We start from the raw sequence: 19,651 nt of genomic DNA on the forward strand, positions 1-19,651 counted from the left end.
CACAGGACGGCATCTTCCCAAACCTTTTACGGCTGCATTTTTTTAGCTCAAGGCTGATTTATCCAGCTCAGGGCTACTTGATCAGCCTGCCAACACGGCCATCTTCTGCCACCAGCTCCTCGAAGGAGCAGGTCACCTGAGGCTCGTCACTGCGCAGGGATTTCACGGTCACCTTATCATCACGCATCTCATCTTCACCGATAATCAGCGCAATTTCAGCACCAGAGCGATCCGCACGTTTCATCTGCCCCTTGAAGCTGCCACCACCACAGTTCACCAGCAGGCGAATTTCAGGACACTGTTCCCTGATTCGCTCAGCCAGCACCATGGAATATGCTTCGACATCACCAAAGGTAACAAGTGCCACATCGACATGAGTTCGCACAGATTCCGGCACCAGATCACAGGCTTCCAGCAGCAGAACCAGACGCTCCATACCCATGGCAAAACCACAGGCTACGTTAGGCTTACCGCCCAGCTGCTCAATCAGGCCATCATAGCGGCCGCCGGCACAAACCGTACCCTGAGCCCCAAGTGCTGAAGTCACCCATTCAAACACGGTTCGATTATAGTAATCCAGTCCGCGAACCAGACGCTGGTTTACTTCGTAAGCCACACCCGCCTTGTCCAGAATGGCGCAGATGCGCTCAAAGTGATCTCTGGACTCATCATCAAGGTACTCATGCAGCAGGGGTGCATTTTCCAATACCTTCTGGGTGCTCTCGCTCTTACTGTCCAGAACACGCAGCGGATTAGTATACATACGCTTCTGGCTGTCAGCGTCCAGAGCATCCTTATGCTGCTCCAGATAAGCCACCAGGGCTTCGCGATATTTTTTACGAGACTCTGGCTGACCAAGGGAGTTCAGCTGCAGGGTCACATGCTTGTCCAGACCCAGCTTTTTCCACAGGGCCCAGGTCATCAGGATCAGTTCCGCATCAATGTCCGGACCAGACATGCCAAAGGTTTCTACGCTGACCTGATGGAACTGGCGATAGCGGCCTTTCTGGGGGCGCTCATAGCGGAACATTGGTCCGGCCGTCCACAGACGATGAGTCTGGTTATGGAACAGACCATGCTGAAGTCCAGCGCGCACACAGCATGCTGTCGCTTCAGGGCGCAGGGTCAGGCTGTCGTCATTACGATCGGAAAAGGTGTACATTTCCTTTTCCACGATATCGGTATGCTCACCAATGCCACGTGCAAACAGGTTGGTGTATTCAACGATGGGTACACGAATTTCCCGGTAACCGTACCGGGAGAGGATATGGCGGACATTGTCTTCCAGCCAGGACCATACCGGTGTCTGCTCTGGGAGAATGTCATTCATGCCGCGAATGGCTTGCAGCTGTTTCGCCAACTTACTGTCCTTCTAAACGATAACTTTGTGATGCCCCAATAACGGGCAAAAGCAACAGGCAGACGCCGGGCTAGCCCAGCGTCAAACGACCAATCTTACTGCCGGATGCGGAAAAATTCACCTTTACAGGCTCACCATTAAAGCGAACACCTGCCACTGCACCGACATTTCCGAATTTGATTTTGAGGGGAGCAGCACCAGTCAGGCTTAATTCACTCGCGCCGGTTTTGATGCCTGAGAACAGGATCCGTTCATTAACATCTCTCACTTCGACCCAGCAATCACCAGTAAACTGAACCAGCAATTGATCTTCCTGAACAGCAGGTTCTTCAGTCGCTGAAACAATCTCAACAGGGGTTTCTAGCTCTAGAACAACAATCTCAGCGGGAGCTTCTGGCTCTATAGCTACAGCAGGTTCAACAGGAACAGGCAGTTCTTCTTCCTCAATTTCTGCTTCATCAACCTCTGGGGCAGGAATCACATCTGCTGTATTTGACAGTTCAGGGGTTGGAGCGGCTTCCGGCTCTTCATCCGGAGCAACAGTTTCAGCAACAGGTGCTGGAGGCATATCGTCCTGATCACTGTTACCCAGCCACCAGTAAACACTGCCACCCACAAAACCAAGGATTAAAATAATGGAGATAATGATCAGCCACTTACTGCCGGATGGACCATGGGTTTCCAGTGGCTTTTCCTGAAGGAGGCGGGCAACCTGTTCATCAGCCTGAACTGTTTCACCAAACAGGTCGAGAATATCATTCTCGTCCAGCTCCATCAGGCGGGCATAGCTGCGCAGATAGCCCCGGGTAAATGCTGTACCCGGCAACTGATCATAGTGACAAGCTTCAAGAGCCTGCAGGTATTTGATAGAGATCTTCAGCCGGTCAGAAACCTGTTCAAGGGTCATCCCCTTTTCAAGGCGGGCGGCGGCCAGAGTTTCTCCGGCTCGTTGAAAGTGCTCGTCGGCAGCGCTGTCTTTAGCAGAACCGCCTTCGGCAGGTATTTCTTCTTCACTCATTCCGCAATGAAGCCTGATATTTCCGATATTCCTGGGAACCAGGATACAGCCTGGTCAACTTATCAGCGTTTTCATCGAGAGCCTCCCGGTCCCTGAGAGCCTGGGCAATTTGAATACCCAGCCAGAGACTGCGAGCCGTTGGACGGCCGGATCGAGCAAGATTCTGATAGTTTTTATAATACCTCTCGGCATCGACATAATTACGCTTGTCCAGAGATAGCTGGGCCATTTCCAGACTGGCGCGAGGCAAATTGTTATCGAGACGAAGAGCTCGCTGAAAGTTCTTCTCCGCCTCTTTTACATCCTTGACCTTTAGAGCAACAAAGCCGAGGTTTTCAAAAGTCCGGCTGCGTTGTTCGTAATAAATATCCTCTGTCACCTTCTCAAACTGAATACGGGCTTCTTTATGCCGATCCAGTTCGTAGAGAAGCACACCGTAATTATTACGAACATCCGAAGCATCGGAATCAATCCGTAATGAACGCTTGAAGTTTTTCTCTGCCAGGGTGTATTCCCCCTGTGCCTGATAAACAACTCCAAGCATCCCGTAAGCGCGTGCAGAATTTTTATTGACCTTCAGGATTTCTTCCAGTCGGCTGATAGCCCTAGCGGGATACCCCTTCTGTAAAAAACCATGAGCGATCTCAAGGTTCTTCTGCTCATACACCACTGGGTCCTTGATCTTTTTCTTATCCGGCAAAGTGCTGACACAACCAGACAACAGAGTCAGAATCACGGCCAGTAAAAGCGCATTGCGTTTACAGGTTTTCATTTAATCCGTTTTTTATGAAGCCTTTTCAACAATTCTAACAGCTTCTACCTGTTCTTTGCGCTGCTCTTTACGCTGCTCTTCGCGTAAAGCTTCGTAACGGGCACTGCGGCGAGTCTTATCTTTGATAGCTCCCACCAGCTGACCACAGGCAGCATCAATATCATCACCGCGGGTCTTTCGTACAACCGTATTAAAGCCGGCTTCCATCAAAGCAGTCTGGAACCTCCGAATTGCATTATTGCTCGGACGCTCATACCCCGAATGAGGGAATGGGTTGAAGGGTATCAGGTTAATCTTGCAGGGTACATCCTTCAAGAGCTTGATAAGCTGCTTTGCATGCTCAGGCTGTTCATTAATTCCGGCCAGCATGGTGTATTCAATGGTCACCACACGGTGGTTATCCGGCAGGCTGATCATGTAGGCATCAATAGCCTCCAGCAGATCTTTCAGATTGTAACGCTTGTTAATCGGCACCAGCTCGTTACGCAGCTCATTGTTAGGTGCATGAAGGGAAACAGCCAGAGAGACATCTGTGCGACCAATCATCTGATGCATGGCTGGCACCACACCTGATGTGCTCAGGGTCACCCGACGCTTGGACAGGCCGTAACCAAAGTCGTCCATCATCAGGGCCATGGAATTCATGACATTTTCAAAGTTCAGCAGCGGCTCGCCCATACCCATCATCACCACATTGGTGATAGCACGGTCTTTCTTGGCAGGAACACTGCCGAAAGATTTGGCCGCGATCCAGACCTGCCCGATAATCTCGGCAGCGGTCAGATCGGAGTTAAAGCCCTGCTTACCGGTGGAGCAAAAGCTGCAGTCAAGTGCACAACCAGCCTGGGAGGAAACACACAGAGTGCCACGACCACCATCTGGAATATAAACGGTTTCTACACAGCTGCCGCTGGCCACTCGCACAACCCACTTACGGGTACCATCTTCGGAAATATCACAGGATACAATTTCCGGCCCGCGAATCTCGGCAACCTCTTTCAACTTGGCGCGCAACACCTTGCTGACATTGGTCATCTCGTCGAAATTATCGACGCCGAAGTGATGGATCCACTTCATAATCTGCTGGGCACGAAAAGGTTTCTCGCCAATTTCCTTAAAGAACTCGGCAAGCTGTTCCTTCGTCAGTCCAAGCAGATTGGTTTTCTCTACAGCCATTGATCACATCACCTCGGAATCAAATCCGCGCTCGCTTCAACTGTAATCAGCGAGTGCGGGGACAGATCTCTCCATCCTGGAAGAAATAGGCCACTTCCCGGGCCGCCGATGCAGGAGAGTCAGAACCATGCACGGCATTTTCATCAATAGTTTGGGCAAAATCGGCACGGATAGTGCCAGGGGCGGCTTCTTTCGGGTTGGTTGCACCCATCAGTTCACGATGAGCGGCAACGGCATTTTCCCCTTCCAGAACCGACACCACGACAGGACCTGATGTCATAAATGCCACCAGATCTTCAAAAAATGGCCTGCCTTTGTGTTCAGCGTAAAAGCCTTCAGCCTTTTCCTGAGACAGGTGCAACATTTTGGCACCCAGAATATTCAGGCCGGCTTTTTCGAAACGGCTGTAAATTTTGCCAATAACATTCTTGGCAACAGCGTCTGGTTTAATAATGGACAGTGTACGCTCTACGGCCATCTGAAACTCTCCTGACTTATGCTTGTAAAACCGATACCTCGGTTACATTTTTTATGTAGCATTTGCCCGCTTATAGCTGTTTGAAGCAAGCTACATTGTTATGTTCGCTTTCCCCTCCCGGAAACACACCATTTCCGCAAGAAAGGGAGATTTCAACAGCCCTGGAGCCAAAGAAAGCCCCAAGTAACCGTGGCCGGGATTCTAACCGAACCCCGAACCATTAGCGAGCATACGTCAAGAGAGTATGATTACGAATTCAATTCGTAATATTAATTACTCTTCCCAGGGGAAGAATACCCAGCAATCCTGAGCCACTTCCGTCAAATACGTATCAGCCAGATCCATACCGGCAGGCTTGGCATAAATAGTCGCTACATGCGCCTTGGGCAGCAGTTCACGTACCAGACGGATGGTTTTACCGGTATCCACCAGATCATCAATGACCAGCCAGCCTTCACCCTGGTCTTCCAGGCTGATGCTCTTCAACAGGTTCAGTTCGCCCTGACTTTTTTCGTCGTCATAGCTGGCGATACAGACAGTATCAACGTGGACAATATCCAGTTCACGGGACAGGACAGTAGCAGGACCCAGACCACCACGAGTGATAGCCAGCAGGCCTTTCCACTCACGATACTTCAGCTTGTCCGCAAGTTTGCGGGTGTCATCATGAAATTCTTGCCAGGAAATATGCATTTCCTGATGGTATACACCTTCGGCCATAGCCAGGATCCCTGAATATTGTTTCGAAACGTATAAAAAAAGCCCCAAAGCCAGAGGTGGCAGGAGCTAGCCTGATCGTTTTTTACACAAAAACAATCAGGCGGGTGAAAATTTTTGGCATTCTAGAGAGTCAGCCTCCCACACTCTATGCGGGATTTCCGTTAGCGACTCCAGTAAGCCTCTTCCAGACTGTCCTCACGCTCCGGCAGACCACGCGAAAGACGTGGGGAACTCTGAGCCAGCACCTGATAGCTCACACGATTGGCGTACTTACACACCTGTGCGAAAGAAGAGTAGGTCAGGTAAGCGTGGTTATGCTTGCCGGATGTTGGCAGAACCAGTCTGTGGAAGGCGTTAGCAGTCATATCATGAACGACAGCCGCCAGAGCACCATCACCGGCACCATTGGTGTTGCTGATACGCTCTGGGCCGCCCATGTAAGGGTCAATATGTGCGTAAACCTTCACCGGGTCGCTGCAATCCCTGCGGGACATGGGGCGACTGAACTCATAGCGGTTGAAATCAGTCACTGAGGAAGAGCGAATCGGGTTGGACGTTTGACGCAGAGCGTCACGATCACAGTAGCCACTCAGGTAAAGACCTTCCGGACCTGCAGTTAAAAGCACCAGATCGACGCTGTCGAGAACCTTCTCGCATGCCAGAACCCTGTCGGTCATACCAGTCAAAGCTTCCGCTTCATCTTCATTCATGGCAACGATAGTGACATATCTATCAATAAACGCCTGTAGTCGCTCACGAATATTCTCTACCAGCACATAGGAACCCAGAGTCAGTACAACTGGAACATTATTTTCCAGCGCTACTTCGGCCGCCTTGATAGTTGCGTGGTAAATTGGCTGAGATTCATCAGCCAAAGTATAAGCACAGAGAACAAGAGCAGAGCTGCCTGCCACCATCTTTTCGGAAATGTAATCCGGCTTGAGCTCATTCATCAGGCCAGGGCTGATGCCGAAGGTACGGTCACCATCAGGGGTAACCAGAGCAAAACCACGGCCAATGGCACCCGTTACCGGCTGCAGATAGGTCAGATCAACCTTGCTACTGGTATTACACAGGTAACGGTAGGAGGAGGTGCCAATGACAATATTTTCACTCATTACACCAAACTGTACGGAACGATCATCAGCCAAAACTGAGTAGTTGTGCAGGGTATTACCAATAGTGCCGCCGGCAAACTCTTCTTCAATCAGATTGTTCTCAAGCAGGAACTCATAGAGACGGTTCGCTGTTTCATTATCCGGAAGCAGCTGGGAAGCCCCTTTACGCAGACCGAAATCTGCCAGAACACTGTCGTCAACGTGAGCGGTGATATCAACAATATTCTGATCGATACCTGTGACATAGGTATTTACATGCCCAAATGCAATGCTTTCTCTATCGAAACGATTGTCAGCATTCACCGGAAAATAATGCTTGATTTTCCGTTTGCCGGGAAACTTCATGGACCACCTGCCGCTTGGGGGCTACAACTTGGGGAAGGTTGGGGAACTGCTGTTTTTCGCGCACACAACAACAGTGCAAACAAGATAGAACAGCAGACAATAATTGGGCGCGGATTCTACGCTTGCTAGAGCATAGAGGCCATGCGGAGATTTACAAAAAAAACATGTTTAAACTCAAAGAGTTGCCATAAACATCACATTTTGCCCCCCCTTGGGTTCACTTTTAATTTTGGGGACAAGAGCAAACTGCTTCACCCCACATTATGTACTGGAAAATTATCAAACCCACTAAAGCAAAAGCCAACTGATGTTGGCTTTCAACTCACAGAAACCGGACTTTTTCTAATCCATTTCCTCAATCCACGCACCCTGGATACCTTCCAGAATACGCTCACCACAGCGGGACGGGGCATCATCAAAGCCTTCCAGCTCCATGACCCAGTTGCGCAGATCAACAAAGTTCACATAACGAGGATCAACATCAGGCCTGCTCTCGGCAAGCTCAATGGCAATATCCTGAACATCTGTCCACTTCATCAGTGCTTCTCCGACACCTGATTAAGGGTATAGCGGGGAATTTCAACAACCAGATCTTCATCCGCTACCACTGCCTGACAGCCCAGACGGGATTCTGGCTCCAGACCCCAGGCCTTATCCAGCATATCATCCTCCAGCTCATCGGACTCTTCCAGAGAATCGAAGCCTTCACGGACAATCACATGACAGGTAGTACAGGCACAGGACTTCTCGCAGGCATGTTCAATTTCAATGCCTTCAGCAAGTGCCGCATCCAGAACGGTTGTGCCGGGCTCAACCTCGACAACAGCGCCTTCCGGACAAATTTCATCGTTGGGCAGAAAAACAACCTTGGCCACTTTTTTATCTCCCCTTTACTTCTCTGTTTTATCCGCCCCGAGGGCTTCGAAAGCATCAACAGCCTGACCGGACAGTGCGGCCCTGATACCAGCATTCATACGTCTGGCAGCAAAAACCTCGGAAGCCTTGGCAACCTCTTCCGTGGTTTTGGCAATCAAGTCCGCATCATGACTCTTGGTCGTTTCAGCCAGATGTCGCGCCTGTTCTGCCAGCTCAGCACGTTCTTCCGGTGACAGCAGAATGTCACCATCTATTGCCAGAGCATTCTGAACTGCTTCAATAATACGCTCCGCTTCTACACGGCGCTCCAGCAGGTTACGCGCTTCCTTATCTTCCTTGGCGAAAGTGTAGGAAGCCTGCAGCATTTCGGTAATCTCGCTCTCTTCCAGACCGTAGGAAGGCTTGATTTCAATACTGGCTGCCACACCGGACGATTCTTCGCGGGCACTTACGCTCAACAGACCATCAGCATCCACCTGGAAAGTGACCCGGATTCGTGCCATTCCGGCAGGCATGGGCGGAATGCCGCGCAGAACAAAACGTGCAAGCGAGCGGTTGACATCAACAAGCTCACGCTCACCCTGCAGGACGTGGATAGCCATAGCAGTCTGACCATCCTTGAAAGTAGTGAACTCCTGCGCACGCGCTACTGGAATAGTAGTGTTTCTGTGGATAACTTTTTCCATCAGACCACCCATGGTTTCCAGACCAAGGGAGAGAGGAATCACATCCAGCAGCAGCATTTCATCAGCTGGCTTGTTGCCAGCCAGAATATCAGCCTGCAGTGCAGCGCCAATTGCAACTACACGATCTGGGTCAATATCTGTCAGTGGCTGTTTACCGATCAAGTCAGCCACACGCTCGCGTACCCGAGGTACGCGGGTTGAACCGCCGACCATAACCACTTCGTTGATATCAGCCGCTTTCAGCTTGGCATCACGAAGGGATTTCTTAACACTCTTGATAGTACGATCAATCAGAGGATCAACCAGAGAATCAAAAATTGTCTTGGTGATCTCACCACTCCAACCATCGAAATTAATAGAAACGGTATCAGAATCGGTCAGGGCTTCTTTAGCTGCACAGGCAGCATCCAGCAACTTACGATATTGCTCAGGGTCCAGAGCTTTAATATCCAGACCAGCCTGTTCCAGAATCCAGCCGGCAACCATTTGATCGAAGTCATCACCACCCAGCGCTGTATTACCACCGGTGGCCAGCACTTCAAACACACCACGGCGAAGGCGCAGAATGGAAATATCGAAAGTACCACCACCCAGGTCATAAACTGCAATAGTGCCTTCACCACCCTGATCCAGACCATAGGCGACAGCTGCCGCAGTTGGCTCATTCAGCAGGCGGAGAACTTCCAGACCAGCCAGACGGGCTGCATCCTTGGTTGCCTGACGCTGAGCATCATCAAAGTAGGCTGGAACAGTAATCACAGCACCGAGAAGATCGCCACCGAGAGTTTCCTCTGCACGGCCACGCAGAGCGCGCAGAATTTCTGCAGACACCTGAACCGGGCTTTTCTCACCCTGCACGGTTTCAATAAATGGCATACCGCCATCTGTGCGGGTAAAGCGATAAGGCAGAACATCACCCAGAGCCCGAATATCCTCTACGCCGCGCCCCATAAAACGCTTAACGGAAATAATGGTATTCAGGGGATCTTCAGCCGCCAGACGACGGGCATCGGTACCGGTCAGGGTGCACTGGGTTCCATAATGAACGACAGAGGGTAGGATATGCTCGCCAGAAGCATCCGGCAGCGTTTCTGCAGTACCACTTCGAACAGAAGCCACCAGAGAGTTGGTGGTTCCCAGATCAATTCCTATCGCCAGCTTGCGCTGGTGAGGAGCCGGACTTAACCCAGGCTCAGAAATCTGCAATAACATGTATTTTTCCAAACATCTGAGCCTGAAAGCTCAGGCTCTCATCAAGACACAATTGGGCAATCAAGGTCTAGCTATCAAAAAGCTGCTCTTCGAGCTCTTCTGCTTCAGAAATCAGCTTTTCAGCAAAGTGCATTTTACGAGCAAAGTCGGCAGCCTTTTCAAGATCATCGGCCGTACCACTCTTCCAGCAGGTGACGAAACCCAACTGAAGACTGGTCATCAACTCTTCTGCGTGTTCAAGCACTGCTTCTATAGCTGATTCCGGATCACAGCTCTCGCGAACTTCTCCAAGCTCTTCACGCAGCTCCAATTGCTGCATCAAAAAACCTGTATCCATCACTGTGTTTTTTTCGATATCCACAGGATGGCCGGAGTGTTCAAGCAGATAGAGTGCACGCTTCAGAGGAGAGCAGAGAGTTTGATAGGCCTCGTTAACAAAAGCAGCATACTGCACGGCCAGACGCTGCCCTCTTTCACCGAGACCGGCAAAACGGTCGGGATGGACGATGCGCTGCAGGTCGAGATAGCGATCCTGAATAGCATCGCGATTGATATCGTAGCCAGCTTCCATGCCGAACAGCTCAAAGTAGCTGGCAGTCAGATCGATTCCGGCCGGGATATCAGACATTGAAACTTTCGCCGCAACCGCATTCGCTGGAGATATTGGGGTTATTAAACTGGAAACCTTCGTTCAGGCCTTCCTTGACGAAGTCCAGTTCAGTGCCATCGAGATAAACAAGGCTCTTTGGATCGATGAAAACCTTCTCGCCATGATGCTCAAACATTTCATCTTCCGGATTTGCCTCATCGACAAATTCCAGTACGTAGGCCATGCCGGAACATCCGCTGGTTTTCACACCCAGTCGGATACCAAGGCCCTTGCCTCGTCCATTCAGCTGACGGCGAATATGTGCCGCAGCGGCTTCAGTCATTGTTACTGCCATGAATCATCCCGATGGCGGGAGTCCGACGCCCGCCTCTGCTTGGTTTTCCAACCCTTTATTACAACTTCAGACTGACCCACGCATCAAATCGTGGGTACAGCTTCTCAGTCCTGCTTTTGACGGTAGTCATCAATAGCGGCTTTGATTGCATCTTCGGCCAGCACGGAGCAGTGAATCTTCACTGGTGGCAGCGCCAGTTCTTCAGCAATCTCGGTGTTACGAATCTCTGCGGCTTCATCCAGGGTGCGCCCTTTCATCCACTCGGTAGCCAGAGAGCTGGAAGCAATCGCAGAACCGCAACCGTAGGTTTTAAACTTGGCGTCTTCGATTACACCCTCATCGTCCACCTTGATCTGCAGACGCATAACGTCGCCACAGGCAGGAGCACCAACCATGCCGGTGCCGACAGTAGGATCTTTATCATCCATCTTGCCGACGTTGCGGGGGTTCTCGTAGTGGTCGATTACTTTTTCACTGTAAGCCATTGTTCATTCCTCCTGCCCGCACCGCGCTTCTGTGAAAGCCGGACACGGGCATAGTATTCCTCAGTGCGCTACCCACTCGACCTTGCTCAGGTCGACACCATCTTTGTACATATCCCAGAGAGGGGACAGCTCGCGGAGTTTCTCCACTGCGCCGCGCACCAGGTTTGCGGCATGATCAACTTCCTCTTCAGTCGTGAAACGACCGAAGCTGAAACGGATTGAGCTGTGTGCCAGCTCATCATTCAGCCCCAGAGCCCGCAACACATAAGACGGTTCCAGACTGGCTGAAGTACAGGCAGAGCCTGAAGACACTGCGATATCGCGGAGGGACATGATCAGGGATTCACCCTCCACGAAAGCAAAACTGATATTCAGGATTCCGGGAACACGCTGGATCTCGGAACCATTCATATGAACTTCTTCCATATCGGAGATATGGCCCAGGAAACGGGCTTTCAAGGCTTCTGCATGATCAGTGTTCTTCTGCATGTCTGCCTTGAGAATGGCGCAGGCCTCACCCATACCAACAATCTGGTGAGTTGGCAGAGTACCGGAACGCATACCGCGTTCATGACCACCGCCGTGCATCTGGGCTTCCAGACGGATACGGGGCTTGCGCTGCACGTACAGGGCACCGATACCTTTAGGGCCGTAGATCTTGTGTCCGGACATGGACATCAGATCCACTTTCATTTCCTTCATATCCAGAGGAACGCGGGCCAGACTCTGGGCGGCATCCACGTGGAAAATAATCTTGCGGGAGCGGGTCAGTTCACCAATCGCAGCGATATCGTTAACAGTACCGATCTCGTTGTTCACATGCATGATGGAAACGAGGATGGTCTCTTCACGAATGGCAGATTCAACCAGCTCAGGAGTGATAATGCCGTCAGCGCCTGGCTCAAGGTAAGTCACCTCGTAACCTTCACGCTCCAGTTGACGACAAGTGTCCAGAACAGCCTTGTGTTCCAGCTTGGAGGTAATAATGTGATTGCCGTTCTTCTTATAGAAGTGAGCAACTCCTTTGATGGCCAGGTTGTCAGACTCGGTGGCTCCGGAAGTCCAGACAATCTCGCGGGGATCTGCGTTGATCAGTTCCGCCACCTGGGAACGGGCGTTCTCCACAGCCTCTTCAGCTTTCCAGCCGAACAGATGGGAACGCGAAGCAGGGTTGCCGAAATTACCCTCGGTCGTCAGACACTGCATCATCTTTTCTGCCACACGCGGATCGACAGGCGCTGTTGCGGCATAATCGAGATAAATCGGCAGCTTCATTTTATATTCTCTCCCAGGTATTTCTTACCCGCTGTACTCATGTGCCTTCAGGTCACATCACGGCTTTACAGCGGCTACTACAAATCAGAGTATTCTTGCTGGCTTTTTCAAAGCGACTCGGCGGCGATGCGTCGCCCTTTCTCTTCCGCTTCACGGGTCCGGGTTTCGACCTGACTCAGGTCCTGACGCTCAGCCACCTGACGAACCTCTTTGCGGTTGACCAGATCTGCCAGGGTGATGCCACTCAAAAACTGGTGAATCTGCTCACTCAGATCACACCAGAGATGGTGGGTCAGGCAGACACTGCCCTGCTGACAACCCTCATCAGACTTATGGCAGCGGGTCGCATCCACAGATTCGTCAACTGCATCAATAACCTCTGCCACACCAACCTCTGACTCCGGACGGCTCAGGCAATAACCGCCGCCAGGGCCACGAACGCTTTTCACAAGATTACTTCTGCGCAGCTTGGCGAACAGCTGCTCAAGATAGGACAGGGATATTCCCTGGCGTTCAGAAATGTCCGCAAGTGCAACCGGCCCGCTGCCAGCATGCAGCGCCAGATCCAACATTGCGGTGACCGCGTAACGGCCTTTGGTAGTCAGACGCATAATCCGCTTAACCTACCTCAGAAACATTCTTCAGAAATCCATAGCTGAAGCGCACATGATCAGCGCCCTCCAACCTATAAAATCAGGTGTACTAAGCGAATTATCTAATAACCGAGTATTTTAGTCAACTATACCAGAAGGAATAGGAAGTGGTGATTTGCCACCCTCCTAATAAGAGGGTGCCAGATTATAACAAACAAACATAAAAGAACTAAAGCTAACTTACTAACTGGCCTTGGCCTCGTCAGCTTCAGCTTCAGAAACCACCGCAAAGTCCTCTTCACGCAGCTCTGGCAGAGAAACATCCCCGCAATCCACGCCTTTTTCCTCTAACAGCTGGCAGAGGCTCTGAAACTTCTTATCGACCGCCTGCATATGCTCCAGCATGGCATTAATAGCATGAACGGTCGGGTCAGGCATCTCTTTGCTGACAGCGTAAGCATCGAAGCCAATTTTCTTGGCAATCGCTTCATGGGCCTCTTCAACATGCTCACGCCTTCTAACAACCCGGCCAGGCACACCAACAACCGTAGCGCCAGCAGGTACTTCTTTTACCGCGACAGCGTTGGAACCAATCTTCGCGTTCTTACCCACAGTGAAGGGGCCAAGAACTTTAGCACCCGCACCAACAATCACACCATCTTCCAGGGTCGGGTGACGCTTGCCGCCATCCAGACTGGTACCACCCAAAGTCACTCCCTGGTAGAGGGTAACATCATCACCAATTTCGGAGGTTTCCCCGATCACCACACCAGTACCATGGTCAATAAAGAAGCGACGACCAATCTGGGCACCCGGATGAATCTCGATACCTGTCAGCCAGCGGGAGAATGTTGAGATGACCCGCGCAAGCCATTTCCAGTCATTGCGCCACAAGGGGTGGGCCAGGCGATGCAGCAGTATTGCGTGCAGGCCAGGATAAGTCGTCAAAACCTCAAAGGTATTCCGTGCCGCAGGGTCTCGATCAAGAACACTGCGAATATCCTCTCGTACACGCTCAAACATACAGATGCCTTCCCGTCACTCAAACTAATTTATTTATTCTTACTCACTGGCGCTTCTTTCTGACCGCAACCTGAGTTTCAGACAAAATCCCGCGCAGGATGTTGTACTCGATTCTATCAGGACGACTGCGGCTATATAAACGACGCAACTTGGTCATAATTTTTTCAGGGTTACAGCTTTTGAAGAACTCTACCTCTTCCAGGGTTTCACGAAGATGACCGTAGAAACCTTCCATCTCCTCAGAGCTTGCCGGACGATGTTCACGCACACCGGGAACCTTGTCAGTGCCTTCAGCAGATAGGTGCGCCATACGCAGCTCGTAACAAAGCACCTGAACAGAGGCCGCCAGATTCAGAGAGCTGAACTCCGCAACAGAAGGAATATGAACCTGACGGTGACACATACGCAGCTCTTCATTGGTCAGACCACGATCTTCACGACCAAAGACCAGGGCAATTTTGCCACCTGCTGCAGCTTCAGCAACAACATCTGTAGCGGTCTCACGGGGGTCCGTCAGTTCAAGGGAGATACCACGAACACGAGCACTGGCGCCAACCACCAGATCACAATCCGCAATAGCTTCTGCCAGTGTTTCTGTCACAACGGCATTTTCCAGCAGATCGGTGGCACCGGATGAAAGCGCCCGGGCTTCACAGGAAGGAAAGTCCATCGGACTCACCAGATAGAGTGACGAAAGCCCCATGGTTTTCATGGCACGGGCCGCTGACCCGATATTTCCCGGGTGGGTCGTGTTAACAAGTACAATCCGGATATTTTCTACAGACATCGAAAAACACCAGCCGGTTACCGGCAAATAGCCGGATTCTACCAGAAACGGGTTCAATAGAAGCAGAAAAAACCGGAAGTCCCTATCGGTTCCTCAGCAAAAGATGCGTGCCACTCCCTACCGAAGGCAACAAGGCATGAGCAATACCCCTATTTTCACACACAGACGACTGCGCATCCCACAGACTGGTGATATACTCCGTCGATTCGCTGAGTATTAACTTTCCTCACAGATCTTTTTCAATTATGCAACCGATGGTCACTATCGCTTTGCGCGCTGCGCGCAAGGCAGGCGATATTATCGCCCAGGCGTATGAACAACTGGACGTTATCAAGGTCCAGAAAAAAGAAGCCAACGATTACGTCACGGAAGTCGACAAGGCCTCGGAACGCGCCATTATTTCAGACCTTAAAAAGGCCTACCCTAATCACGGCTTCTTCGGTGAAGAGACCGGTCATCAGCCTGGCGAAGGCGACGGCAAGGACTACCTGTGGATTATTGACCCACTGGATGGCACCACCAACTTTATCCACGGAATCCCTCACTTCGCAGTCTCTATTGCCTGCCAGTACCGCGGTCGCATTGAACACGCCGTTGTTCTCGACGTTATGCGCCAGGAAGAGTTTATTGCCAGCCGTGGTCACGGTGCTTCCGCTAATGGTAAGCGCATCCGTGTAACCAGCCGCCCTGGCCTGAACGGTGCCCTGCTGGGCACTGGCTTCCCATTCCGTGGCGACCAGATGGCTGGCCTGGATAACTACATGAGCATGTTCCGCAGCATGATCGGCGACACTGCCGGCATCCGTCGTCCTGGCGCTGCTGCTCTGGATCTGGCTTATGTTGCTGCTGGCCGCTTTGATGGTTTCTGGGAATTCGGTCTGCACGAATGGGATATGGCCGCAGGTTCTCTGCTGGTTCTGGAAGCTGGCGGCCTGATCGGTGATTTCCGCGGCGGCAACAAGCACCTTGAAAAAGGTCAGGTTGTCTGTGGTGGTAACAAGGTCTTCCGTGAGATCCTGACCCGCATCCAGCCTTTTCTGACTGAAGGTATGAAGTAAAACATTGCTTCTATTGGTCCGGCCTGATCAGGTCGGACATTTCCCCCTCTCTGATACCACCTCACTCCTTTCATCACCAGCTTTAAAGTTCTCTATAATTTTCTCGCCCTGCAGCTACCAGCATTAACAGGATGAGAACAGCTAAATATACGATTATCGCCCTATGCCTGCTTATCTATGTTGCAGCGGTTTACGTCGTTACGACTCCCAGCCTGCTCTCTGCAAGCTCACCTGCAAGACTTCAATCATCTCCAGAATCTGACCTTAAAGTCCCCCCCCCTGAAGAAACTGTCTCATTAATCGACCGTATTATCCTCACGCTCACCAACCACCCTGCTACCAGCATCGGAATACAGTGGCGCAGCAATAAAACACTCAAGAACCCTCAGTTAGTTCAGTACCTGCCAACACCTGAAAGCGAAATTGACCCGCAAACCGCCAAGAGTGTCTTAGCCCAAAAAAAGAAAAGCACCGATAATAGCTTTGAACACTGGCAGACAACCCTGACCTCTCTCACCCCGGAAACCTCATACAGCTACCGTGTAGGGAATCAGGATCACTGGTCAGAATGGTTCCAGTTAATGACAGCAGCCGATCACAACAAACCATTCAACATTCTTTTCTTTGGTGATATTCAGGAAGGCATTAAAGAACAGTGGCCACGAATATTTCGAAACGCTTGGCTGACACACCCTGATGCCAGCTTTATGCTCTTTGTAGGCGATCTGGTTAACAAACCTGACAGTGGCACCGAATGGCATGATTTTTTTCAAAGCCTCGGGTGGTTAGCCAGCATAAAACCAATGGTTGCCATTCCCGGTGACCATGAATATAACGACAAGATTCTTAGCCCATTCTGGAATAAGCATTTTCAGTTTCCTGCTTACGAGCCTGATACAAGCTGCCCATTAAATAATACCGCCTACTACTTTGATTATCAGGGTATCAGGTTTATTGCATTAAACACCTACGCAATGCGCGGCTTAAAACTCAAGGAAACCCTGCAGCAATACCAATGGATTAAGCAACTACTGGAGAACAACCCCAATAACTGGACTGTTGTTTTTCAGCACGAGGAGGCTTGGTCATCTGCACTTGGAAAAAGCGATAAACACCACCTAAAGCTTCTCTTTGCCCCCCTCTACGAACAGTACAATGTAGACCTTATCTTACAGGGGGATTCTCACGTATACAGCCGCGGGCAGAGAAAAACAAAGGAAAACCAAAGACTCTTACCGGTCTATATCTCTTCCAGTAGCGGGACCAAATTTCGTCACTCCTCTTCAAACTGGGCAGATAGACAAGGGGAATTCCTTCAGCTTTATCAACATATTTCCTTTGGTAACAATCAGCTTGTTTTCAAATCAATCACAGCCACAGGCAGAATTTTCGATCAGTTCACCATCAAGACAGACTCCAGGGGTAAAAGCGTTCTCCAGAAACCACCATCATAAAGCCAGCAGGCATAGCAGAGAAGCTTGATAAGCTGATATTAAACATCAGAAAGGCTCCAAAAAAATCATTAATTCATTAGTCACTTTTTTTGCTGTTTACCACCCACCAAAACCTCTTCTCCAGAGCCAAATGAGAAATCATACTTTTGCCTGATCTCATCCTCCGTCATGATTGGCGGCAAATCTTGCTCCAGCTTCGCGCGATCATCTTCGGATATCTCGATAGTGCGAAATTTCTCATTCAAAACCAAAGCAATATCATTAACACCACCCAATCTACAAAAACCATAATTTGGACTTATTGAATACTTTCTTATTTTAGTTATAGCTGTTTCATTAAAAATACCCTCCCCCTTTCTCTTCCTAATATTGAAACCTCGTGGTTCTAAATCCTCTTTAACCTCTTTGATTTTTTTGGATTTGACAGGAACACTTGGCGGCAATCGTTTACGCTCGAACTCACGACAGGAAACAGCCTTCTTCAACTCATCTTTATCTTCTTCCTCGTCAGGGCAGCTACTAACAAATCCACCAAAGCCGAATAGACTTGCCATAGTACCTACAAATTTATCCGTAAAAGTTTCCTGGTTCTTTCTATCATTGCAAAACCTTGAAACCAATAACAAAGACACTAATCCATGCGACCAGCATGAATTGTCTCTTATATAAATTGCGTTCGCTATAATTTTTTTTGGGTGAAATTCCAAATCCACCAATGTGGACCGGTCCACTCTACTTTTCAATTCTAATGGTAAAATTTTCAGAACACCTCCCACTCTTTCAGTCTTGGAAAAATCATGAAGCGCATACCCAGAAACAAGAAAACTTAATAACAACTCAGCACTTTTTGGAATTTTTTCAATCGTGTCTCTTTCAAGAATATCAACCACAAAATCAAAGCCGAATGATTCCCCTCCCACTGCTTCGATAACAACAGAAAAATTATCTTTCGGATAAATAACGACTATTTTATTGTCATCTCTGTGTCCATATAGCTCAGCCTCAATAGAATCAGCATCAGCATATATAGAAGAGCCAATCTTCTTCTCTCCACTTCCCTTGATAAGAAGCTTTTTATCCTGCTCATCTGTGGACACTTCAACACTGTATAACGAAGCATCATAAAGATTGACATGAATTATCGTAGCTGAATATGAATAAACTGAAACAAACAGAGTTATTGACAGCAAAAAGCCAATGCTAAACCTTATCCTCATATTATTGGAATCACTATTTTAGAAAACGGTTCAGCTTAGATGACAAAGCGCCGGACTTACAGTCCGGCGCTTTGTCATCTACAGATTAAGCCCTCCAAGCATTCAGCATGAATCAAGGCATTTCATTGATCTCATCTTCCTTTACAGGAACAATCAGGTCTTCACGATTCACATTCATATACAGCAGCATATTGGATGCGATGTAGATGGAGGAATAAGTACCCACACCGACACCAACCAGCAGCGCTGTAGCAAAACCGTTAATGGTATCGCCGCCCAGAAAGAACAGGGACAGCAGCACCATAATGGTGGTACCCGATGTTGCCAGAGTACGACCAAGGGTCTGACTCAGGGAGATATTAACAATCTCTTCCGGAGTACCACGGCGCACCTTGCGGAAATTCTCACGCACGCGGTCGTACACGATGATGGTATCGTTCAGGGAGTAACCTACAACCGCCAGAATCGCCGCCAGAACCGTCAGGTCAAACGGCAGACTCAGAAGGGAGAAGACACCCAGCACAATCAAGCTGTCGTGCGCCAGTGCGATAACAGCGCCAAAGGAGAATTTGTACTGGAACCGGAAGGCGATGTACATCATAACCAGCGCCAGTGCCAGCATCATACCCAGGCCACCCTGGTCACGAAGCTGCTCACCCACCTGCGGACCAACGAACTCAACCCGTTTGACTTTGATTTCACCGGGGTAAGCTGCATTCAGCTCACGGGCAACCCTATCCCCCATATGAGCATCGGTCTCTTTACCCGGCAAACGAATCAGCACATCGGTAGCTGCACCATATTCCTGGGCAGAAGCATCTTCAAAACCAAGCTTGTCCAGCTCGGAGCGAACATCAGCAACATTGATCGGCTTATCGTAGGAAAGCTCTACCAGCGTACCGCCGGTAAAATCCAGACCAAAGTTAATGCCATTTACAAACAGGGTCGCTACGGAGCCCAGCATCAGCAGCACAGACAGAACTGTGGCCGCTGAGCGCAGCTTCATAAAGTTGAACACCCTGACATGGCCGTGCATTTTTTTCTCAGACATACG

The 19,651-nt window shown here is 50.0% G+C and carries 21 protein-coding genes; 2 read left to right on the forward strand and 19 right to left on the reverse strand.

All coding sequences use genetic code 11. The annotated features are described in order from the left end of the window. Positions 1-73 precede the first annotated feature (73 nt). The 17 genes from hisS to M3P05_RS03625 form a co-directional block, all read right to left on the reverse strand. The gene (hisS, locus tag M3P05_RS03545; protein ID WP_249697845.1) at positions 74-1,360 is read right to left on the reverse strand and encodes a histidine--tRNA ligase; all 1,287 of its coding nucleotides are present in this window, start codon (positions 1,358-1,360) and stop codon (positions 74-76) included. Positions 1,361-1,430: 70 nt separating this feature from the next. Then, a complete protein-coding gene (locus tag M3P05_RS03550; RefSeq protein WP_249697846.1) occupies positions 1,431-2,378 on the reverse strand; it encodes a RodZ domain-containing protein in 948 nt (315 codons plus the stop codon). Further along, complete coding sequence (pilW, locus tag M3P05_RS03555; RefSeq protein ID WP_249697847.1) at positions 2,371-3,150, reverse strand: type IV pilus biogenesis/stability protein PilW; 780 nt, start codon at positions 3,148-3,150, stop codon at positions 2,371-2,373. Before pilW ends, M3P05_RS03550 begins: the two co-directional genes overlap by 8 nt. A 12-nt stretch (positions 3,151-3,162) precedes the next feature. After that, positions 3,163-4,326 carry a 23S rRNA (adenine(2503)-C(2))-methyltransferase RlmN gene (rlmN, locus tag M3P05_RS03560; protein ID WP_249697848.1) on the reverse strand — a complete coding sequence of 388 codons (1,164 nt, stop codon included), beginning with the start codon at positions 4,324-4,326 and terminating at the stop codon, positions 3,163-3,165. Between the two features lie 46 nt (positions 4,327-4,372). Continuing rightward, the gene (gene ndk, locus M3P05_RS03565) at positions 4,373-4,804 is read right to left on the reverse strand and encodes a nucleoside-diphosphate kinase (protein ID WP_249697849.1); all 432 of its coding nucleotides are present in this window, start codon (positions 4,802-4,804) and stop codon (positions 4,373-4,375) included. Positions 4,805-5,077: 273 nt separating this feature from the next. Next, positions 5,078-5,524, reverse strand: a complete 447-nt coding sequence (gene gpt / locus M3P05_RS03570; protein WP_249697850.1) for a xanthine phosphoribosyltransferase — start codon at positions 5,522-5,524, stop codon at positions 5,078-5,080. 161 nt (positions 5,525-5,685) lie between these two features. Next, positions 5,686-6,987: an inosine/guanosine kinase gene (locus M3P05_RS03575; protein WP_249697851.1), complete on the reverse strand. Its 1,302-nt coding sequence runs from the start codon at positions 6,985-6,987 to the stop codon at positions 5,686-5,688. Positions 6,988-7,329: 342 nt separating this feature from the next. Beyond that, positions 7,330-7,524 (reverse strand): Fe-S cluster assembly protein IscX, encoded by a 195-nt coding sequence (iscX, locus tag M3P05_RS03580; RefSeq protein ID WP_249697852.1) that lies wholly within the window; start codon positions 7,522-7,524, stop codon positions 7,330-7,332. Then, on the reverse strand, positions 7,524-7,862 hold the full coding sequence (gene fdx, locus M3P05_RS03585) for an ISC system 2Fe-2S type ferredoxin (protein ID WP_249697853.1): 339 nt from the start codon (positions 7,860-7,862) through the stop codon (positions 7,524-7,526). The genes iscX and fdx overlap by 1 nt, the downstream gene beginning before the upstream one ends. A gap of 15 nt (positions 7,863-7,877) precedes the next feature. Then, positions 7,878-9,761 (reverse strand): Fe-S protein assembly chaperone HscA, encoded by a 1,884-nt coding sequence (hscA, locus tag M3P05_RS03590; RefSeq protein WP_249697854.1) that lies wholly within the window; start codon positions 9,759-9,761, stop codon positions 7,878-7,880. A 67-nt stretch (positions 9,762-9,828) separates the two neighbouring features. Beyond that, positions 9,829-10,389, reverse strand: coding sequence for a Fe-S protein assembly co-chaperone HscB (gene hscB / locus M3P05_RS03595; RefSeq protein ID WP_249697855.1), 561 nt, complete (start codon positions 10,387-10,389; stop codon positions 9,829-9,831). Beyond that, complete coding sequence (gene iscA / locus M3P05_RS03600) at positions 10,382-10,705, reverse strand: iron-sulfur cluster assembly protein IscA (RefSeq protein ID WP_249697856.1); 324 nt, start codon at positions 10,703-10,705, stop codon at positions 10,382-10,384. The genes hscB and iscA overlap by 8 nt, the downstream gene beginning before the upstream one ends. Positions 10,706-10,809: 104 nt before the next feature. Continuing rightward, positions 10,810-11,190 carry a Fe-S cluster assembly scaffold IscU gene (iscU, locus tag M3P05_RS03605; RefSeq protein WP_249697857.1) on the reverse strand — a complete coding sequence of 127 codons (381 nt, stop codon included), beginning with the start codon at positions 11,188-11,190 and terminating at the stop codon, positions 10,810-10,812. Positions 11,191-11,250: 60 nt separating this feature from the next. Next, positions 11,251-12,465, reverse strand: a complete 1,215-nt coding sequence (locus M3P05_RS03610) for an IscS subfamily cysteine desulfurase (RefSeq protein WP_249697858.1) — start codon at positions 12,463-12,465, stop codon at positions 11,251-11,253. Between the two features lie 107 nt (positions 12,466-12,572). After that, positions 12,573-13,076, reverse strand: a complete 504-nt coding sequence (gene iscR / locus M3P05_RS03615) for a Fe-S cluster assembly transcriptional regulator IscR (RefSeq protein WP_249697859.1) — start codon at positions 13,074-13,076, stop codon at positions 12,573-12,575. 225 nt (positions 13,077-13,301) lie between these two features. Continuing rightward, positions 13,302-14,081, reverse strand: coding sequence for a serine O-acetyltransferase (cysE, locus tag M3P05_RS03620; RefSeq protein WP_249697860.1), 780 nt, complete (start codon positions 14,079-14,081; stop codon positions 13,302-13,304). A 43-nt stretch (positions 14,082-14,124) separates the two neighbouring features. After that, positions 14,125-14,868 (reverse strand): RNA methyltransferase, encoded by a 744-nt coding sequence (locus M3P05_RS03625; protein WP_249697861.1) that lies wholly within the window; start codon positions 14,866-14,868, stop codon positions 14,125-14,127. A gap of 245 nt (positions 14,869-15,113) precedes the next feature. On the opposite strand from M3P05_RS03625, the gene M3P05_RS03630 reads away from it, so the two are divergent. Together M3P05_RS03630 and M3P05_RS03635 are read left to right on the forward strand one after the other, a co-directional pair. Further along, positions 15,114-15,926, forward strand: a complete 813-nt coding sequence (locus tag M3P05_RS03630; protein ID WP_249697862.1) for an inositol monophosphatase family protein — start codon at positions 15,114-15,116, stop codon at positions 15,924-15,926. A gap of 131 nt (positions 15,927-16,057) precedes the next feature. Then, positions 16,058-17,380, forward strand: a complete 1,323-nt coding sequence (locus M3P05_RS03635) for a purple acid phosphatase family protein (RefSeq protein WP_249697863.1) — start codon at positions 16,058-16,060, stop codon at positions 17,378-17,380. 80 nt (positions 17,381-17,460) lie between these two features. Here the strand turns inward: M3P05_RS03635 and M3P05_RS03640 are convergent, their stop codons facing one another. Both M3P05_RS03640 and secF read right to left on the reverse strand, forming a co-directional pair. Next, positions 17,461-18,477 (reverse strand): hypothetical protein, encoded by a 1,017-nt coding sequence (locus M3P05_RS03640; RefSeq protein ID WP_249697864.1) that lies wholly within the window; start codon positions 18,475-18,477, stop codon positions 17,461-17,463. 232 nt (positions 18,478-18,709) lie between these two features. Beyond that, complete coding sequence (gene secF / locus M3P05_RS03645; RefSeq protein ID WP_249697865.1) at positions 18,710-19,648, reverse strand: protein translocase subunit SecF; 939 nt, start codon at positions 19,646-19,648, stop codon at positions 18,710-18,712. Positions 19,649-19,651: the final 3 nt, after the last annotated feature.

It is taken from the genome of Parendozoicomonas callyspongiae (genome assembly GCF_023502345.1).
Taxonomy (GTDB): domain Bacteria; phylum Pseudomonadota; class Gammaproteobacteria; order Pseudomonadales; family Endozoicomonadaceae; genus Sansalvadorimonas; species Sansalvadorimonas callyspongiae.

Excerpts from the sequence above, each read along its gene's own strand:
- cysE (WP_249697860.1), bottom strand. The coding sequence starts at position 14,081 with ATGTTTGAGCGTGTACGAGAGGATATTCGCAGTGTTCTTGATCGAGAC.
- M3P05_RS03575 (WP_249697851.1), bottom strand. The coding sequence starts at position 6,987 with ATGAAGTTTCCCGGCAAACGGAAAATCAAGCATTATTTTCCGGTGAAT.
- secF (WP_249697865.1), bottom strand. The coding sequence starts at position 19,648 with ATGTCTGAGAAAAAAATGCACGGCCATGTCAGGGTGTTCAACTTTATG.
- iscX (WP_249697852.1), bottom strand. The coding sequence starts at position 7,524 with ATGAAGTGGACAGATGTTCAGGATATTGCCATTGAGCTTGCCGAGAGC.
- hscA (WP_249697854.1), bottom strand. The coding sequence starts at position 9,761 with ATGTTATTGCAGATTTCTGAGCCTGGGTTAAGTCCGGCTCCTCACCAG.
- gpt (WP_249697850.1), bottom strand. The coding sequence starts at position 5,524 with ATGGCCGAAGGTGTATACCATCAGGAAATGCATATTTCCTGGCAAGAA.
- M3P05_RS03550 (WP_249697846.1), bottom strand. The coding sequence starts at position 2,378 with ATGAGTGAAGAAGAAATACCTGCCGAAGGCGGTTCTGCTAAAGACAGC.
- M3P05_RS03630 (WP_249697862.1), top strand. The coding sequence starts at position 15,114 with ATGCAACCGATGGTCACTATCGCTTTGCGCGCTGCGCGCAAGGCAGGC.
- M3P05_RS03635 (WP_249697863.1), top strand. The coding sequence starts at position 16,058 with ATGAGAACAGCTAAATATACGATTATCGCCCTATGCCTGCTTATCTAT.
- hscB (WP_249697855.1), bottom strand. The coding sequence starts at position 10,389 with ATGTCTGATATCCCGGCCGGAATCGATCTGACTGCCAGCTACTTTGAG.
- M3P05_RS03610 (WP_249697858.1), bottom strand. The coding sequence starts at position 12,465 with ATGAAGCTGCCGATTTATCTCGATTATGCCGCAACAGCGCCTGTCGAT.
- rlmN (WP_249697848.1), bottom strand. The coding sequence starts at position 4,326 with ATGGCTGTAGAGAAAACCAATCTGCTTGGACTGACGAAGGAACAGCTT.
- pilW (WP_249697847.1), bottom strand. The coding sequence starts at position 3,150 with ATGAAAACCTGTAAACGCAATGCGCTTTTACTGGCCGTGATTCTGACT.
- iscU (WP_249697857.1), bottom strand. The coding sequence starts at position 11,190 with ATGGCTTACAGTGAAAAAGTAATCGACCACTACGAGAACCCCCGCAAC.
- ndk (WP_249697849.1), bottom strand. The coding sequence starts at position 4,804 with ATGGCCGTAGAGCGTACACTGTCCATTATTAAACCAGACGCTGTTGCC.
- iscA (WP_249697856.1), bottom strand. The coding sequence starts at position 10,705 with ATGGCAGTAACAATGACTGAAGCCGCTGCGGCACATATTCGCCGTCAG.
- M3P05_RS03625 (WP_249697861.1), bottom strand. The coding sequence starts at position 14,868 with ATGTCTGTAGAAAATATCCGGATTGTACTTGTTAACACGACCCACCCG.
- iscR (WP_249697859.1), bottom strand. The coding sequence starts at position 13,076 with ATGCGTCTGACTACCAAAGGCCGTTACGCGGTCACCGCAATGTTGGAT.